Origin of the sequence: Agromyces sp. NPDC058064, assembly GCF_042885275.1 — a bacterium.
Taxonomy (GTDB): Bacteria; Actinomycetota; Actinomycetes; order Actinomycetales; family Microbacteriaceae; genus Agromyces.
Window position 1 is genome coordinate 85,867 of the sequence record NZ_JBHVSE010000001.1, and the last position, 16,509, is coordinate 102,375.

The 16,509-nt window shown below is 72.8% G+C and carries 14 protein-coding genes; 4 read left to right on the forward strand and 10 right to left on the reverse strand.

The genetic code is table 11. From position 1 onward, the window contains the following. Positions 1-143: 143 nt before the first annotated feature. The 3 genes from ACFVSL_RS00385 to ACFVSL_RS00395 form a co-directional block, all read right to left on the reverse strand. The gene (locus ACFVSL_RS00385) at positions 144-923 is read right to left on the reverse strand and encodes a DarT ssDNA thymidine ADP-ribosyltransferase family protein (RefSeq protein ID WP_386937489.1); all 780 of its coding nucleotides are present in this window, start codon (positions 921-923) and stop codon (positions 144-146) included. A gap of 196 nt (positions 924-1,119) precedes the next feature. Then, the gene (locus tag ACFVSL_RS00390) at positions 1,120-1,677 is read right to left on the reverse strand and encodes a PH domain-containing protein (protein ID WP_386937491.1); all 558 of its coding nucleotides are present in this window, start codon (positions 1,675-1,677) and stop codon (positions 1,120-1,122) included. A gap of 7 nt (positions 1,678-1,684) precedes the next feature. After that, on the reverse strand, positions 1,685-2,560 hold the full coding sequence (locus tag ACFVSL_RS00395) for a biotin--[acetyl-CoA-carboxylase] ligase (RefSeq protein WP_386937493.1): 876 nt from the start codon (positions 2,558-2,560) through the stop codon (positions 1,685-1,687). Between the two features lie 111 nt (positions 2,561-2,671). Between ACFVSL_RS00395 and ACFVSL_RS00400 the strand changes: the two genes are divergently transcribed. Continuing rightward, positions 2,672-4,270 (forward strand): acyl-CoA carboxylase subunit beta, encoded by a 1,599-nt coding sequence (locus ACFVSL_RS00400; RefSeq protein ID WP_386937495.1) that lies wholly within the window; start codon positions 2,672-2,674, stop codon positions 4,268-4,270. A 10-nt stretch (positions 4,271-4,280) separates the two neighbouring features. Further along, the gene (locus ACFVSL_RS00405) at positions 4,281-4,547 is read left to right on the forward strand and encodes an acyl-CoA carboxylase epsilon subunit (RefSeq protein WP_386937496.1); all 267 of its coding nucleotides are present in this window, start codon (positions 4,281-4,283) and stop codon (positions 4,545-4,547) included. A 402-nt stretch (positions 4,548-4,949) separates the two neighbouring features. Here the strand turns inward: ACFVSL_RS00405 and ACFVSL_RS00410 are convergent, their stop codons facing one another. Genes ACFVSL_RS00410 through ACFVSL_RS00425 form a run of 4 tightly spaced genes read right to left on the reverse strand, consistent with a single transcriptional unit; the run spans position 4,950 to position 9,310 of the window. Next, positions 4,950-5,975: a hypothetical protein gene (locus ACFVSL_RS00410; protein WP_386937498.1), complete on the reverse strand. Its 1,026-nt coding sequence runs from the start codon at positions 5,973-5,975 to the stop codon at positions 4,950-4,952. After that, complete coding sequence (locus tag ACFVSL_RS00415) at positions 5,972-7,258, reverse strand: sensor histidine kinase (protein WP_386937500.1); 1,287 nt, start codon at positions 7,256-7,258, stop codon at positions 5,972-5,974. The genes ACFVSL_RS00410 and ACFVSL_RS00415 overlap by 4 nt, the downstream gene beginning before the upstream one ends. Further along, on the reverse strand, positions 7,245-7,904 hold the full coding sequence (locus tag ACFVSL_RS00420) for a response regulator (RefSeq protein ID WP_386939294.1): 660 nt from the start codon (positions 7,902-7,904) through the stop codon (positions 7,245-7,247). The genes ACFVSL_RS00415 and ACFVSL_RS00420 overlap by 14 nt, the downstream gene beginning before the upstream one ends. A 47-nt stretch (positions 7,905-7,951) precedes the next feature. Continuing rightward, positions 7,952-9,310, reverse strand: a complete 1,359-nt coding sequence (locus ACFVSL_RS00425; RefSeq protein WP_386937502.1) for a class I SAM-dependent RNA methyltransferase — start codon at positions 9,308-9,310, stop codon at positions 7,952-7,954. A gap of 46 nt (positions 9,311-9,356) precedes the next feature. Between ACFVSL_RS00425 and ACFVSL_RS00430 the strand changes: the two genes are divergently transcribed. Both ACFVSL_RS00430 and ACFVSL_RS00435 read left to right on the forward strand, forming a co-directional pair. Beyond that, a complete protein-coding gene (locus ACFVSL_RS00430) occupies positions 9,357-10,007 on the forward strand; it encodes a Maf family protein (RefSeq protein ID WP_386937504.1) in 651 nt (216 codons plus the stop codon). Positions 10,008-10,099: 92 nt separating this feature from the next. After that, positions 10,100-11,872 (forward strand): acetyl/propionyl/methylcrotonyl-CoA carboxylase subunit alpha, encoded by a 1,773-nt coding sequence (locus ACFVSL_RS00435; protein ID WP_386937505.1) that lies wholly within the window; start codon positions 10,100-10,102, stop codon positions 11,870-11,872. A 42-nt stretch (positions 11,873-11,914) separates the two neighbouring features. Here the strand turns inward: ACFVSL_RS00435 and ACFVSL_RS00440 are convergent, their stop codons facing one another. From ACFVSL_RS00440 to ACFVSL_RS00450, 3 genes are all read right to left on the reverse strand, one after another. Continuing rightward, positions 11,915-13,348: a flavin monoamine oxidase family protein gene (locus ACFVSL_RS00440; protein WP_386937507.1), complete on the reverse strand. Its 1,434-nt coding sequence runs from the start codon at positions 13,346-13,348 to the stop codon at positions 11,915-11,917. 131 nt (positions 13,349-13,479) lie between these two features. Further along, positions 13,480-14,979: an APC family permease gene (locus tag ACFVSL_RS00445; RefSeq protein WP_386937509.1), complete on the reverse strand. Its 1,500-nt coding sequence runs from the start codon at positions 14,977-14,979 to the stop codon at positions 13,480-13,482. A 45-nt stretch (positions 14,980-15,024) separates the two neighbouring features. Beyond that, on the reverse strand, positions 15,025-16,455 hold the full coding sequence (locus tag ACFVSL_RS00450; RefSeq protein ID WP_386937511.1) for an NAD(P)H-quinone dehydrogenase: 1,431 nt from the start codon (positions 16,453-16,455) through the stop codon (positions 15,025-15,027). Positions 16,456-16,509 lie beyond the last annotated feature (54 nt).

Sequence of the window (16,509 nt, forward strand, 5' to 3'; positions counted from 1 at the left end):
GTAGCGGTCAGTCCTCGTCGATCTCGATCTCGGACCACACCGCCTGGAACCACCCCGACGCGGACCAGTTACGGGTCAGTCCTCGTCGATCTCGATCTCGGACCACACCGCCTGGAACCACCCCGACGCGGACCAGTTACGGGTCAGTCCTCGTCGATCTCGATCTCGGCCGGCTGGAACCACGGCGGGTACACCGCGACCTTGGCCCGGACCCCGACCGCGGCGAGCGCGGCGCGCACCCGGTCGCGCACCTTGTCGTTGCCGACGGCGATGAGCGCGATGCGCTCGAGCGGGACCTCGCCGCGGGCGAGGAACTCGGCCGTGCGCAGGCGCGTCGTCTCGTCGGCGTGCACGAGCCGGCGCAGGAGCCGCTCGACGTCGGCCCATTCGACCGCGAGCTCCGCGCCCGGCAGGGCGGCGTCGGTGTCGCTCACGATGACGGAGCCCGGCTCGGTGAGGGCGCCGCGCGCCGCGGCCACCGAGCCGACGAGGATCACGTGGTCGGCCGCGGGGCGGAGCACCGCCTCGTCGCGGAGGCGCGGGTCGGGGCTCGCGGTGCGGACCGCGTCCCAGACGAGCGCGTCGGGCGTCAGCAGGAAGGGCACGTAGTCGGCGAGCGTCGCGTCGACGCCGGGCACGGTCTGCTGCCGGCGGAACTCGCGCACCGCGGGCGCCGCGACGTCGACGACGGGGTTCGCGCCGCCTGCGTCGGACACGATCGCCCCGGCGCCGAGGATGCGGCCGAGGTTGTCGAGGTGGGTGACGTGGTAGATGCGGATGGTGCCGACCTCGACGGGAGGGGCGGTCAGCGGGCGACCGGAGAGCGTCGGCGCCGCGCGGCCGGCACCCGAGGAGGCGGTGCGGGCGGAGGCGGTCGCCGTGCGGGCGCTGCCGCGGGTCGAGCCGCGGACCGGTGCGGTCACCGCGGGCTTCTGCTCGGGCTCCTTCGGGGGGAAGCACGTGGCGCAGAGCCCGTCATCGAAACCGTGGATGCATTCGTCGCCCAAAGGGGTACCTCTCGTCGCGCGGCTCGCACTCGGGGGCGTGCGAGAACCGACGGACAACTTTACGCGCTCCGGCGGCGTTCCGCGGCCGGGCCGGGCACGTCGTCCGCGTCGGTCAGCGCCCGCCCCAGGCGACCGTGTCGCCGTCGAGCATCGTCGCCGCGACCGGACCGCGCATCGCGGGCCCGCGTCCGGCCTCCATGAGCTCGTGGAGCGCCGCCTGCACGAGGTGGGGCTTGGGCAGGTCGCGAAGGACGACGGGGCGCTCCTGGCCCACGTCGATGCGCACGTCGCCGGAGCCGAACATGCTCTGGCCCGGGGTCTTCCGGATGCTCACCTCGCGCACCCGCGCGTGGGCGACCTCGTTGCGCACCCGCACGAACACGCCGCTGCGCATGATGATCCGCCGCGTGGTGATCGTCGTGCGCCCGGTGAGCCACGACAGGTAGGGCAGGAGGCAGCCGAGGAGGACGACGACGACCGCGCCGCCGAGGAGCGCGAGCAGCTGCCACGACTCGTTCACGAGGCCCACGGCGTAGCCGGTGCCCCCGGCGACCGCGACGAGCAGGACGACGGGCAGGATCAGGATGCGTGCGTGCCGTCGCAGCCGCGCGACCACGCGCTCGGCCGGCGGGGCGGTCGGCGCGGCGGCGGACCCGTCGGCTCTCGTCATACGCCCATTAATACCTCAGGTGCGTCACGTCCCCCGCGGCGACAGACCAGGGTTCGCCGTTCTCCCGATCGATCACGACGAGTCGGCCGTCGGCGTCGAGCCGCTCGGCGCGCCCGAGGAGTTCGCGGTCGCCCGGCAGCTCGACCCTGACCTCGCTGCCGAGGGTGCCGCAGAGCGCGGCGACCCGGCGGTCGACCCCGGATGCCACGGGGTCGGCGCCTGCGTCGCAGAAGTCGCCGAACAGGGTCAGGAACCGGGTGAGGTAGTCCGCGAGCACCGCGTCGCCGTCGGGGCGCACCCCGGTGGCGAGCAGCAGCGACGTCGACGTCAGCGTCGGCAGGTCGTGCTCGTCGAGGGTGAGGTTGAGCCCGGCGCCCACGACGACCGCGCCGGGCGCGTCGTCGGCCGGCGCCTGCAGCAGCTCCGAGAGGATGCCGCAGATCTTGTACCCCGAGACGAGCACGTCGTTCGGCCACTTCAGCTCGACGTCGACGACGCCGCTGCGGTCGTCGTCGTCGTGCTCGGGGTCGGCCGCGGCCCGGACGGCGGTGGCCGCGTCGACCGCGCCGCGCACGGCCTCGGTCATCGCCGCACCCGCGATGAGCGGGATCCACCCGTAGCCCGACACCGGGAACGCCCGCCCGCCCGGGAGCTCGGGCCGGAGCAGCATCGAGATCGCGAGGGTCTTGCCGGTGGGTGCGAGCCAGGTGCGGCCGAGCCGGCCCCGGCCCTTCGTCTGGTTGTCCGTCACGATGACCGCGCCGTGGGGCCAGCCCGAGGCATCCGCGCCGGTGGCCGCCTCGCGCAGCTCGTCGTTCGTCGACCCCGCCTCGGCGAGGAACTCGAAGCGCGGCACCGCCGCGCGCGATCGCTCCCATTCCATGCCGACCACACTAGCCACGCCCGGCTTTGTACGATGTCGTCCAACTCATGGCCGGATTTGTAGGAGACCGTCAACGAAGTCGGCCGGAGGCTCGCCGGTAGAGTGAACGGCGTGACCGAAGCGACTGACGGCCCCGACCTCTCCACCACCGCCGGCAAGCTGGCCGACCTCAAGCTGCGCTACCACGAAGCGGTGACCGCATCGGGCGAGGCGGCGATCGAGAAGCAGCATGCCAAGGGCAAGATGACGGCGCGCGAGCGCATCGCCGAGCTGCTCGACCCGGGCTCGTTCGTCGAGCTCGACGAGTTCGTGCGCCACCGCACGCACGCCTTCGGCATGGACGCGAAGCGTCCGTACGGCGACGCCGTCGTCACGGGCACCGGCACGATCCACGGCCGCCAGGTCGCCGTGTACTCGCAGGACTTCACGATCTTCGGCGGCTCGCTCGGCGAGGTCGCCGGCGAGAAGATCATCAAGGTCATGGAGCTCGCGCTGAAGACGGGCGTGCCGATCATCGGCATCCTCGACTCGGGCGGCGCCCGCATCCAGGAGGGCGTCGTCGCGCTCGGCAAGTACGGCGAGATCTTCCGCCGCAACACGCAGGCCTCGGGCGTCATCCCCCAGATCTCGATCATCTGCGGCCCCGCGGCGGGCGGCGCGGTCTACTCCCCCGCCCTCACCGACTTCGTGATCATGGTCGACAAGACGAGCCAGATGTTCGTGACCGGTCCCGACGTCATCAAGACGGTCACCGGCGAGGACGTCGGCATGGAGGAGCTCGGCGGCGCGCTCACGCACAACACCGTCTCGGGCGTCGCGCACTACCTCGCGAGCGACGAGTCCGATGCGCTCGACTACGCGCGCACCCTCGTCTCGTTCCTCCCCGACAACAACATGACGGATGCCCCCGTCTACGACGCCGACGTCGAGCTCGAGATCACCGACGACGACAAGCGCCTGAACACGGTCATCCCCGACTCCCCGAACCAGCCGTACGACATGCACACGGTCATCGAGGGCATCGTCGACCACGGCGACTTCCTCGAGGTGCAGCCGCTCTACGCGCCGAACATCGTCGTCGGCTTCGCCCGCGTCGAGGGCCGCACGGTCGGCATCATCGCGAACCAGCCCTCGCAGATGGCGGGCACGCTGAACATCGCGGCCGGCGAGAAGGCGTCGCGGTTCGTGCGCTTCTGCGACGCGTTCTCCATCCCGATCCTCACGCTCGTCGACGTGCCCGGCTACCTGCCCGGCACCGACCAGGAGTGGACGGGCGTCATCCGTCGCGGCGCGAAGCTCCTCTACGCCTACGCCGAGGCCACGGTGCCGCTCGTCACCGTCATCACCCGCAAGGCGTACGGCGGCGCCTACATCGTCATGGGCTCGAAGCAGCTCGGCGCCGACATCAACCTCGCGTGGCCGACGGCGGAGATCGCGGTCATGGGAGGCCAGGGCGCCGTCAACATCCTCTACCGCGGCGAGATCAAGCGCGCCGAGGAGGCCGGAGAAGACGTCGCGGCCGTGCGCACGAAGCTCGCGAACGAGTACACGTACAACGTCGCCTCGCCGTTCCTCGCCGCCGAGCGCGGCGAGCTCGACGGCGTCATCGAGCCCGCCGCGACGCGCGTCGCCGTGGTGAAGGCGCTGCGGGCGCTCCGCACCAAGCGGGCGAGCCTGCCCGCGAAGAAGCACGGGAACATCCCGCTGTAGGGCGGCGACCATGTCTGCACACGACGATTCCCGAGCCGCCGTCGCGGCCTCCGAGGCCGCGGGCGACCCGCGCGCGGCGGAGCTGCGCATCCTCTCGCGTTCCGTGAGCGACGAGGAGACGGCCGCGGTCACCGCGGTGCTCCTCGCCGCCGCCGACGCCGAGGTGCCCGAGGCCGACGAGGTCGCACCCGGCCGCAACGCCTGGGTGCGGAGCGGCGGCGCGATCCGCACGCCCGTCGAGGTCGGCCCCGGCCGCTGGGTCGGCTCGCTCCGCTGAGCCCGCCCGGCACTGTCCCCCGTTTCGCTGAGAACGAACAGCTCCGGGGTACTCCGTCGTGCCCGCGAGCGGTGGGGAGAGGACCGAAGGGGGACGCGGATGTCCCCCGAAATGCTGACTATGCGGACCGTGCTCAAACGAGCAGTATTGGTCTTGCAGGCTCCACAGGAGTCGCCACTGTCATCGGTCGGGTAACCGGTGGCTGTTGGGGGCGAGTCACGGCGATATTCGGGTTGTCGTCATGACTCGGGCTTGAAGGGGGACCGGTCGGGGATCGGTCCCCCTTCCTCATGCCGGGAGCGTCTCCTCATGCAGGGCGCGTTCCTCGAGCCGGGGCGTGCACGCCCCGGCCGTCTCGACCGCCCGCGCCGGCGCACACGCCTGCGAGCGGGCGACGGCGCCTCAGGCTCCGCGTTCGCGCGGGATCTCCAGCCACAGCTCGACCTCGAGGTCCTCGGTGTCGCCGGACGCGATGCCGTCGTCGTCGCTCGCCCCGGCGACGAGCCCGACGACCGTGACGGCGGTCGGCGAGCCCTCTGCCGCGGTGCGCGCGATCAGCCGGTCGGCGGTCGAGGCCGCGATGGCCTCGGCGAGCTGCGACAGCACCCGGTCGCGTGCCGCCTCGTCGAGGTCGTCGATACCGCCCTCGTCGAGCAGCGTGACGATCACGCCGCGCTGGCGGGCCCGCTGCACCTCCGCGCGCACGACGTCGGTGAGGAGCATCCGCCCCCTGATCTCGTCGCGGATCGTCGCCTCGAGCAGCCGGCACTCGGCGCGCTGCCGCTCGTCGAGCCGACCGTCGCGGTCGGCGATGCGGCGCAGCATCGGCGCCGCGACGCGATTCGTGTGCGCGAGCCGCATCCGGCCCTCGAAGAGGTGCGCGTCCTGCGCCGCCTGCCACGCCGCGGCCTCGCGCTCGGCCTGGGCGTAGCGTCTCGTCTCGCGACCGGCGTTCGTGAGGGCGCTGGTGAGCATGTGGGCGATCGCGACCCAGACGAGGCTGCCGATGACGCCGAGCGATCCGAGCGCGAGCGGTCCGGCCCAGAGCACCGTCTGCACGGCGAGCGCGATCACGCCGACCCACGCGGTGATCAGCCGGCGACGCGCCGCGGCGATCGTCATGAGCGTTCCGACGGCGGCGACGTACCAGGTCGCGTAGCCGTTGTCGGCGGCGGGGTCGAGCTGGCTCGTCACGAGGAGGGGCAGGACGAGGCTCACGGCCAGGTCGAATGCGGCGAGCCAGTCGGGCATCCGCACCCGGCGCGCGGGCCAGAGGCTCGCGACCGTCGCCGCGGTGTACAGGACGAGGGCGACGACGGTGGGCCACGGCGACGCCGGGACGTCGAGCGAGTAGACGCCGAGGACGACGTGGTACGCCGAGAATAGTGCGCCGAGCACGAGCAGCAGCCACCGCGGGATCGTGATCATGCGTCGCCTCCCGCCGCGGGCGCGGCGCCGCTCGCGCCGCCGGACGCCACCGCGTCGCCGCCGAGCGCGCCCGCAGGCCACGCCAGCGTCACGGTCGTGCCGTGCCCCGGCCGCGAGGCGATCTCGGATTTGCCGCCGACGTTGGCGATCCGCTCCTCGATCGACACGCGGAGGCCCAGCCGCTCGCTGGGGACGCGGTCGGGCTCGAAGCCGATCCCGTTGTCGGCGACCTCGATGACGCAGCCGCCGGCGCGCACTCCCCTGATGCGGATCTCGCGCCGTGCGCGACGCCCCGGCTCCTCGGCGTGCTGCACGCTGTTGACCATCGCCTGCACCGACGCCGTGTAGAGCGCGTCGACGACCTCGACCGGCAGCTCGACCCCGCCGGCGTTCACGACCCGCACCGCGAAGTTCGTGTTGAACGTCGTCAGCGCGGCGCGGAGCCGGCGCACCAGCACCGGGAGGCCGACCCGCTCGAAGGCGCGGGGGCCGCTCGCCCCCGCCTCGTCGAGCCGGTGCAGCGCATCCCTCGCCATCCGGGCGGCGAGTTGCTGCTCGCCCTCGCTCGTGGCCGAGGCCGCCGAGAGCAGGGTCGTCAGCACGCTGTCGTGCACGAGCGCGTCGACCTTGACGCGTTCGGTCTCGGTGGCGTGCTGCCGGGCGACGAGGTCGTAGCGTTCGAGCGCGGCCTCCTGCGCGGCGTCGACCGCCGACGCGGCCTCGCGCAGCATCGTGATGATCGCGAGCACGACGACGCCGAGCACGACGGCGTAGAGCGCGTCGAGCACCGCGAGCAGCGGCGGCGCCTCGCCGCCGGCGGGGGTGAAGCGGATGACGCCGTACATGGCGGGGACGATGAAGGTGTAGGCGGCGGCCCAGACGGGCGGCAGGGCCACGGCCGCGCAGGTCGTCGCGACCGTGCAGAGGTAGTAGAGCCACGGCACCGCGCCGTCGAGCGCGGAGGGGTCGCTGACCAGCAGCGGCCAGGCGGCGAGCGCGGCGACGTAGAACCCGGCGAAGACGAGGCAGGCCGCCCGCACCGCCACCTTCGCGACCGTGGCGACCGCGAGCGCGGCGATGCCGCCGAACAGCCCCGCCATGAGCGCCGCCCCCGCACCGAGTCCGAGGGCGTCGGCCTGGTCGAGCGCGAGCGGCAGCGACTGCGCGCCGAACACGAGGCCGACGACCCCGAGGGCGCGCGCGATGATCGTCTCGATCTGCGCGCGCGTGACCGCGGGCTTGCGCTGCGGGAGGCGGGGCACCCGCCATTCAGCGGCGGCCATCTCCGCTCTCGGCGTCGAGGCCCGGGAGGATGCCGTCCTCGACGGCGCGTCGCAGCAGGTCGACCTTCGTCGGCGCGGGGCGGCCGATCTCGACGTACTTCGCCCGGATGCGGTCGAGGTACTCGCGCGCCGTGGAGTGGGCGATGCCGAGCTGCATGGCGACGGCCTTCAGCGGCAGCCCCGAGGCGTAGAGGTGGAGGACGTCGCGCTCGCGCCGCCCGAGCTGCGCCTTCGCGAACTCGCGGTCGGCCTCGATCGCGCTCGCCCATTCGACGTTCGTGAGCACCCCGCCCCCGGCGACGGTCGCGATCGCGCCGATCACCGCCGACATGGGCGAGGCCTTGGGGATGACCCCCGCCGCACCGGCCGCGAGCGACTCGCGCACCGCGGCGACGCGGTCGGCGATGCTGTGCACGAGGACGGCGCTGCCGGTCGCGAGCACCGCCCGCACGTTCTCGGTCACCGTGGTGCCGTCGCCGAGCGAGAGGTCGAGCACGACGACGTCGCAGTGCCGCGCCTCGATGACCGGCAGCAGCTCCGCCACGTCGGCCGTGTCGGCCATGACCTCGTAGCCCGCCGCCTCGCACGCGGCGCGCAGGCCGATGCGGACCGCTTCGTGGTCGTCGACGATCGCGACCGTCGCCACGTGCTTCGTCTGCGCGTCCTCCGCCACAGGCCCCCCTTCCCGTCGATTCACACGATAGCGGTCAGACGCGCGACCGCCTCGACGTGATGGGTGTTCGGGAAGAGGTCGAAGGCGCGGATCGCGTCGAGCCGGTAGCCGTGCTCCGCGAAGATCCCGACGTCGCGGGCGAGCGCGACCGGGTCGCACGCGACGTACACGAGCTGGCGCGGGGCGAGGGCGGCGAGCCGTTCGACCACCTGCCGGCCGGCGCCCGAGCGCGGCGGGTCGAGCACGACGGTCGCGGCGCGGAGGCGCTCGCGCTCGGACGGGCTCGCCGCGGCGGCGAGCTCGTCGAGGTAGCGGTCGACCCTGGCGGTGACGGCCCGTGCGCCGACCCAGTCGGCGAGGTTCGTGCCGGCGTGCTCGGTCGCCCGCGCGTCGGACTCGACGGACGTGATGCGCACCGTGTCGCCGAAGCGATCGCCGATCGCGGCGGCGAGCAGGCCCACGCCGCCGTAGAGGTCGTGGTTCGCGGCCCGCGGGTCGAAGAGCTCGTCGTCGACGAGATCCTGCACGGCGGCGGTCAGGGTCGCGGCCGCGCCGCGGTGCACCTGCCAGAAGCCGCCGCGGTCGAGCCGGAAGACGCGGTCGCCCACCTGCTCCTCGATGCGCTGCCGGCCGCCGCGCGTCGCCTCGCCCGTGTCGACGACGACCCAGGGGTTGCCGAGCGACGGGGCCACGAGGTCGACCGACCGCGCGCCCGCGAAGCGCTCGTCGAGCGGCGCGAGCGCAGCGAGCTCGGGCACGGCGAGCGGCACGGATGCCACGGGCACGACCCGGTGGCTGCGCGCCGCGTACGGCCCGACCCGCCCCTCGGCGTCGACCTGCAGGCGCAGCCGCGTGCGCCACCCCGTGCCGAGCTCGGGGTCGGCGCCCGGTGCGAGCGCGGGGTCGACGGCCTCGACCTCGACGGCCCGCTCGACGCCGCCGAAGCGGGCGAGCGCGTCGACGAGCACCTCGGACTTGAGCGCGCGCTGGCGCGCCATGGCGATGTGGCCGAACTCGGCGCCGCCCGCACGATGCTCGGGGGCGCGGTCGACGCGCGCCTCGACCCAGGGGTGCTCGCGGCGGTCGGGCGAGGCGTCGAGCACCTCGAGCGTCTCGGCGCGCCAGAACTTCGCCTTGCCGGTGTCGGTGACGCGTGCGCGCACGCGCTCGCCGGGGATGGCGTCCGCGACGAAGACGACCCGCCCCTCGTGGCGGGCGACGGCGACGCCGCCGTGGGCGATCCGTTCGACGTCGAGCTCGAGCACGGGGCCGTCGAGCCGCGGTTCGGCGGGAGCCGGACGCGCCGGACGGGGTGCGGCGCCCTGCGCGCGCGAGGGACGGCGCGCGCTGCTGCGGCGTCGACGATCGGGATTCACCATGCTTCGAGCATTCCACAGCCCCGCCGGGTGCGGGCAGGATGGGGTGATGCGCCTCTACCTCGCCTCGACCTCCCCGGCACGGCTCCAGACCCTGCGTGCGGCCGGCATCGAACCGATCGCCGTCCCGCCCGGCGTCGACGAGGCGGCCGCCGTCGCGGCGCACGAGGCCGTGTCGGGGCCGCTCGAGGCCCGTGAGATGGTGCAGCTGCTCGCGAGGGCCAAGGCCGAGGCGCTCGTCGGCGCGCGCCCGGGCGGGGAGCCGATCGACGGGCTCATCCTCGGCGGCGACTCGGCGTTCCTCACCGGTGGCGCGATCCACGGCAAGCCGCACACCCCCGACGTCGCGAAGACGCGGTGGCTCGCGCAGAACGGCGGCCATGGAGACCTCTGGTCGGGGCACTGGCTGATCGACCATCGCGGCGGCGCGGTCCGCGCCGCGGTCGGCCGCGCCGACATGGCGACGGTGCGCTTCGCCGCGCTCGACGAAGCCGAGATCGACGCCTACATCGCGAGCGGCGAACCGCTGCTCGTCGCCGGCGCGTTCACCGTCGACAGCCTCGGCGGGCCGTTCATCCGCCGCGTCGAGGGCGACCCGTCGACCGTGGTCGGCCTGTCGCTCTCGACGCTGCGCGACCTCGTCCGCGAGCTCGGCGTCGACTGGACCTCGCTCTGGAACCGCGGCGGCGCCGCGGGGTGACCCCGCGATTGTCGTCTGCCGCAAGAGACATCCATTCATTTTGTGGAGGTCGCCCAAAGTCAGGGCGGCCCCGCGCAATAGGCTTGGGAACTATGCCGCGTATCACCAAGGTCCTCATCGCCAACCGTGGAGAGATCGCCGTCCGCGTGATCCGCGCCGCCCGCGACGCCGGCATCGGCTCGGTGGCCGTCTACGCCGATCAGGACCGCGACGCCCGCCACGCGAGGCTCGCCGACGAGGCGTACGCCCTCGACGGCACCACGAGCGCCGAGACCTACCTCGTCATCGACAAGATCCTCTCGGTGGCCCGCCGCTCGGGTGCCGACGCCGTGCACCCCGGCTACGGCTTCCTCGCCGAGAACCCCGACTTCGCCCGCGCCGTCATCGACGCCGGCCTCGTCTGGATCGGCCCCTCCCCCGAGGCGATCGAGCGGCTCGGCGACAAGGTCTCCGCGCGCCACGTGGCCGAGAAGGTCGGCGCGCCGCTCGCGCCCGGCACCCTCAACCCCGTCGCGGATGCCTCGGAGGTGCTCGACTTCGTCGACGTCCACGGCCTGCCCGTGGCGATCAAGGCCGCCTTCGGCGGCGGCGGCCGCGGCCTCAAGGTCGCCCGCACCCGCGAGGAGGTGCCCGAGCTCTTCGACTCGGCCACCCGCGAGGCGGTCGCCGCCTTCGGCCGCGGCGAGTGCTTCGTCGAGAAGTACCTCGACAAGCCGCGCCACGTCGAGACCCAGTGCCTCGCCGACCAGCACGGCAACGTCGTCGTCGTCTCGACCCGCGACTGCTCGCTGCAGCGCCGGCACCAGAAGCTCGTCGAGGAGGCGCCGGCGCCGTTCCTCAGCGAGGCGCAGCGCGCGGCCCTGTACGAGTCGTCGAAGGCGATCCTCAAGGAGGTCGGCTACGTCGGCGCCGGCACCTGCGAATTCCTCATCGGCCAGGACGGCACCGTCTCGTTCCTCGAGGTCAACACGCGCCTCCAGGTCGAGCACCCCGTCTCCGAGGAGGTCACGGGCCTCGACCTCGTCCGCGAGCAGTTCCGTCTCGCCGAGGGCGGCGTGCTCGACTACCCCGACCCCGAGACGGTCGGCCACTCGATCGAGTTCCGCATCAACGGCGAGGACCCGGGCCGCGGGTTCCTGCCCGCGCCCGGCCCGATCCACCAGCTCCGCTTCCCCGGCGGCCCCGGCATCCGCGTCGACTCCGGCGTGACGAGCGGCGACGAGATCTCGGGCGCCTTCGACTCGCTGCTCGCGAAGCTCATCGTCACCGGCAAGGACCGCGAGGAGGCGCTGTCGCGCGCACGTCGCGCCCTCGACGAGTTCGAGGTCGCCGGCCTGCCGACCGTGCTGCCCTTCCACCGCGACATCGTGGACAACCCCGCGTTCGCCCCCGAGGGCGACGAGCCGTTCTCGATCTACACCCGCTGGATCGAGACCGAGTACGACAACCGGCTCGAGCCGTGGTCGGGCGAGCTCGAGGAGACGAGCGGACCTGCTGCGCGCACGAACGTCGTCGTCGAGGTCGCCGGCCGGCGCATCGAGGTCAGCCTTCCGAAGCGGCTCGCGGGCGGCACCTCCACCGCCTCGCGCACCGCGGGCGCCGCACCGCGCCGCCGCACCGGGTCGCACTCGGTCGACACCGGCACCGGTGACGCCGTGAAGGCCCCGATGCAGGCGACCGTCGTGAAGGTCGCGGTCGCCGAGGGCGACAAGGTCGTCAAGGGCGACCTCGTGCTCGTGCTCGAGGCCATGAAGATGGAGCAGCCCATCGTCGCCCACAAGGACGGCGTGATCGGCGCGGTGAACGCCGAGGCCGGCGCGACCGTCTCGAGCGGGCACCTGCTGCTGTCGATCGCCGACGCCTGATCCGCCGACGCCGAACGGGGCGTCGGCCCGACGGTCGGCCGGTCAGCGCGCGGCGAGCGCCGCGAGCGCCTGCCTCGCGGCCGTGATCCCCGAGTTGCGCGAGGCGTGGATCGTGCTCGTGACCATGCCGGCCCAGAAGATCGTGTCGCCGATCGGCCCGTTGAGCCCGGTGCGACGGGAGAACGGCCCCGGGTAGGCCCCGCGGGCGTACTCGTCCTCCGACCAGTCGTAGGTCGACGCGTGGAGGTACTGCAGGCCCTGGTCGCCGGCCGCGTCGCGCACGTTGGCGAGCGCCGCGGCGAAGCGCTCGGCCTCCGGCAGGTCGAGGAGCTCCTGCGCGCGGCCGCCGGTGGCCCAGAAGACCGCGACCTCGCCCGCGTAGCCCGGCGTGCCGATGGACGCGTTCCAGACGCTCGGCGGATTCACGCCGAAGGTCGTCAGGACGTCCCACGCGGCCGGCACCGGATGCCCGGCGGGCAGCACCGGCCCGGCGAACTCGAGGATGCCCTTGAAGACCGGCAGGTACTCGATCTCCTGCAGGCCGTCGCGGCGATCGGCAGGCAGCGGCGGGTCGAAGACGACGTCGCCGTGCTTCAGCACCCCGCCGGGCAGGGCGACGACGAGGGTCTTCGCCTTGTAGCTGCCCCGGCTCGTGTGCACGTCGACGCGCCCCGCGCGGTGCTCGACGGTGTGCACTTTCGTGTTGAGCCGGATCTGCAGCCCGGTCGCGATCGCGCGCAGCACCTGGTCGTACCCGCCGATGACGCGGTGGTCGTCGTACGGCTCCTCGAACGGTGTCTCGGCCGGGACGTCCTGTTCGGCGATCGCCCAGGCGACCGTGTCGGCCACCCACGCGGCCGGCAGCACGTCGAACTGCTCGGAGTCGACCTCGATCGCGGCGAGGAGGATCGGGTAGTTCTCGGGCGGGATGCCGACGCGGGTGAGCCACGCGAGCGCCGTCTCACCGTCCTCGGGGTCGGGCAGCGGACCGGCGGGCGCACCCAGCGGGAACTTCAGCGACGCGTAGGTCGTGCCGTCGAGCCACGGCGTGCCCGGCGCGAGCCGGCCCCAGATCGACTGCTGCCGCCGCGTCGTGATGCCCGCCGCCTCGATGATCTCCCAGGTCGAGGCGCGGCTGCCGTGCACGAGCTCGGCGCCGCGCTCGACCGGGATCGACATGCTCGTGCGGTCGGTCCACATGCGGCCGCCGATGCGGTCGCGCGCCTCGAGCACGAGCACACGGCGGCCCTCGTCGGCGAGGGTGCGCGCCGCACCGAGCCCCGCGGCCCCGGCGCCGAGCACGATCGCGTCCCACATGCGTTCGTCCGAGCCGCTCACGGCGGGCGGGCGGGCCCCGGCGGTGAGCATGAGGGAGGCCGCGCCCGCCGCCCCCAGGCCGAGGACGGTGCGCCGCGTGGGCTGCACTCCCCCGGCTCCGCTCTCCGTCATCGTGTCGATCTCGCGCGCGTGGGACATCTCCGCCTCCAGGAACCTCGTCGTACCGGTGGGATCGGCCACGGCGCTTCGACGCGACCGACCCGATTCCTCGGAGACTATCGATCGGAAAACGTGGTTGTCAACGCTGTTGACGCACAGATGGCGACGTGTCAGGTCCCCTGCGCCGTCGGCACCTCGACCTCGCTCACGCTGCCGGCCATGCGCGAGTGGCGGCGGCCGTAGAGGAGGTAGATGAGGATGCCGATCGCGAGCCACACGAGGAACCGCACCCAGGTGAGGGTCGTGAGGTTGAACATCAGCCAGAGGCAGAGCGCCGCGGAGACGATCGGCAGCACCGGTGAGAAGGGCACCTTGAACCCGCGCGGCAGGTCGGGACGGGTGCGCCGCAGCACCACGATGCCGATCGACACGAGCACGAACGCCGAGAGGGTGCCGATGTTGATCATCTCCTCCAGGAGCCCGACGTCGGTGAACGCGGCGACGAACGCGACCAGGGTGCCCGCGATGATCTGGACCCGGGCCGGGGTCTTCGTGTGCTCCGTCGTCTTCGACAGCCATCGGGGCAGCAGGCCGTCCCGGCTCAGCGCGAACACGATCCGCGAGAGCCCGAGCAGGATGATCATGATCACCGTCGTGAGGCCGGCCAGCGCGCCGAGCGAGATCACGGCCGACGCCCAGTCCTGTCCGACCAGCCGGAAGGCGGTCGCGAGCGACGGCGTCTCCTCCTCGGCGAGCTCCTGGTACGACACCATGCCGGTCATCACGATCGAGACGAGCACGTAGAGCAGCGTCACGATGCCGAGGCCGATGAAGATGCCGCGCGGCAGGGTGCGCTGCGGCTCCCGCACCTCCTCGGCGCTCGTCGCGACCACGTCGAAGCCGATGAAGGCGAAGAACACGAGGGCCGCCGCCGCGAGCATGCCGAAGACGCCGTACTGGGCGGGCGCCGCACCCGTCGCCCAGGAGAACAGCGACTGCGTCCACGCGTCGGTCGCCCCGCCCTCGGTCGGCACCGCCTCGGGGATGAAGGGCGTGAAGTTCGCCGCCTTCACGAAGAAGAAGCCGACCACGATGACGAACAGCACGATCGCCACCTTGATGATCGTGAAGACCGCGCCGACGCGGGCGGTGAGCTTCGTCCCGGCGACGAGGAGCGCCGTGAACACCGCCACGATGAGGAACGCGGGCCAGCTCACCTCGAGTCCGCCGATCTGGAAGGTCGACGGGAACGGCAGCCCGAAGGCGAGCAGCGCCTCGCCGAGGTAGACGCCCCAGTACTTCGCGAGCACCGCGGCGGCGGTGAAGAGCTCGAGGATGAGGTCCCAGCCGATGATCCACGCGAGGAGCTCGCCCATCGTGGCGTAGGTGAAGGTGTACGCGCTGCCGGCGACCGGCACGGTCGACGCGAACTCGGCGTAGCACATGATCGCGAGCCCGCACGTGACGGCCGCGAGCACGAACGAGATGATGACGCTGGGCCCGGCGAAGTTCGCCGCGGCCTGCGCCCCGACCGAGAAGATGCCGGCACCCACGGCGACCGCGATGCCCATGAGCGCGAGATCCCACGTGCCGAGCGAGCGCTTGAGGCTGCGCTCCTCGTCGTGGGAGTCGGCGATCGACGCCTCGACGGACTTGACTCGCAGCTTCATCGCTACCCCCTGAACCCGGCGCCGCCCCCGCGGCGCTCGATCACCTCAGCGTACGACGTGCATGGCCCTCGCGGCATCGGTCAGCGAACCGCTGAGCGAGGGGTACACCGGGAACGCCTCGGCGAACTGGTCGACGGTGAGCCGGTGCTCGACCGCGAGCGCCAGCGGGAAGATCAGCTCGGAGGCCTTCGGCGCGACGATGACGCCGCCGATGATGGAGCCCGAGCCGCTCGAGGCGAAGAGCTTCACGAAGCCCTCGCGGATGCCCATCATCTTCGCGCGCGGGTTCGACGAGAGCGGCAGCTTGTAGACGACGCCCGGCACGACGCCCTCCTCGACCTCCTTCTGCGTCCACCCGACCGTCGCGATCTCGGGCTGCGTGAAGATGTTGGAGGTGATGTTGCGGTTCTCGGGCGGGTTCACGATGTCGCCCATCGCGTGGAACACGGCCGTGCGGCCCTGCATCGAGGCGACCGAGGCGAGGGGCATGAAGGTCGTGCAGTCACCCGCCGCGTAGATGTTCGGGATCGAGGTGCGCGCGACCCGGTTCACCCGGATGTGCCCCGAGTCGGCCAGCTGCACCCCGGCCTGCTCGAGGCCGATGTCACGGGTGTTCGGCACCGAGCCGACTGCCATCAGGCAGTGCGAGCCGCGCACCTCGCGCCCGTCGCTGAGGGTCGCCACGACGGAGTCGCCGTCGCGCACGACGGATTCGGCGCGCGACTTGTTGAGCACCTTCATGCCGTTGCGCTTGAACACCTTCTCGATCACGGATGCCGCGTCCGCGTCTTCGCCCGGGAGGACCTGGTCGCGGCTCGAGATCAGCGTGACCTTGGCGCCGAGCGCCCGGTACGCCGAGGCGAACTCGGCGCCGGTGACGCCCGAACCCACGACGATGAGGTGCTCGGGCACCTGCTGGAGCGAGTAGAGCTGGGTCCACGTGAGGATGCGCTCGCCGTCGGGGACGGCGGTCGGCAGCACGCGGGGCGTCGCGCCGACCGAGAGCACGAGCGTGTCGGCCTCGATGCGGTCGAAGTCGGTGCCGCCCTTGGCGGTCGCCACGATGACGGCGTTCGGCCCGTCGAGCCGGCCCTCGCCGTGCACGAGGTGGACGCCCGCCTCGATGAGGTTCGAGCGCATGTCCTCCGACTGCTGCGCCGCGAGGCCGAGGAGGCGCTTGTTCACAGCCGCGAGGTTGATCGCGACGCTCGGCTTGACGGCCTTCTCGGAGTCGCCCTTGGCGTAGAACTGCACGCCGAGGTCGGCGGCCTCCTTCACGGCGTTCGAGGCCTCCGCCGTCGCGATGAGCGACTTCGACGGGACCACGTCGGTGAGCACCGCCGAGCCGCCGACGCCCGCGCGCTCGATCAGGGTGACCTCGGCGCCCAGCTGGGCGGCGGCGAGTGCGGCCTCGTACCCGCCGGGACCTCCTCCGAGGACGGCGATCCGTTGCGTGCGCTCGAACTCGTAGGACATGCTCATATTCTGCCAGTTTCGCGGGCACGGCCAGCACATGAGCAGCTTCGCGCC

Coding starts and splice junctions, on each gene's coding strand:
- ACFVSL_RS00410 (WP_386937498.1), bottom strand. CDS start 5,975: ATGATCACGATCCCGCGGTGGCTGCTGCTCGTGCTCGGCGCACTATTC.
- ACFVSL_RS00435 (WP_386937505.1), top strand. CDS start 10,100: ATGCCGCGTATCACCAAGGTCCTCATCGCCAACCGTGGAGAGATCGCC.
- ACFVSL_RS00415 (WP_386937500.1), bottom strand. CDS start 7,258: ATGGCCGCCGCTGAATGGCGGGTGCCCCGCCTCCCGCAGCGCAAGCCC.
- ACFVSL_RS00430 (WP_386937504.1), top strand. CDS start 9,357: ATGCGCCTCTACCTCGCCTCGACCTCCCCGGCACGGCTCCAGACCCTG.
- ACFVSL_RS00425 (WP_386937502.1), bottom strand. CDS start 9,310: ATGGTGAATCCCGATCGTCGACGCCGCAGCAGCGCGCGCCGTCCCTCG.
- ACFVSL_RS00405 (WP_386937496.1), top strand. CDS start 4,281: ATGTCTGCACACGACGATTCCCGAGCCGCCGTCGCGGCCTCCGAGGCC.
- ACFVSL_RS00450 (WP_386937511.1), bottom strand. CDS start 16,455: ATGTCCTACGAGTTCGAGCGCACGCAACGGATCGCCGTCCTCGGAGGA.
- ACFVSL_RS00440 (WP_386937507.1), bottom strand. CDS start 13,348: ATGTCCCACGCGCGCGAGATCGACACGATGACGGAGAGCGGAGCCGGG.
- ACFVSL_RS00390 (WP_386937491.1), bottom strand. CDS start 1,677: ATGACGAGAGCCGACGGGTCCGCCGCCGCGCCGACCGCCCCGCCGGCC.
- ACFVSL_RS00445 (WP_386937509.1), bottom strand. CDS start 14,979: ATGAAGCTGCGAGTCAAGTCCGTCGAGGCGTCGATCGCCGACTCCCAC.
- ACFVSL_RS00395 (WP_386937493.1), bottom strand. CDS start 2,560: ATGGAATGGGAGCGATCGCGCGCGGCGGTGCCGCGCTTCGAGTTCCTC.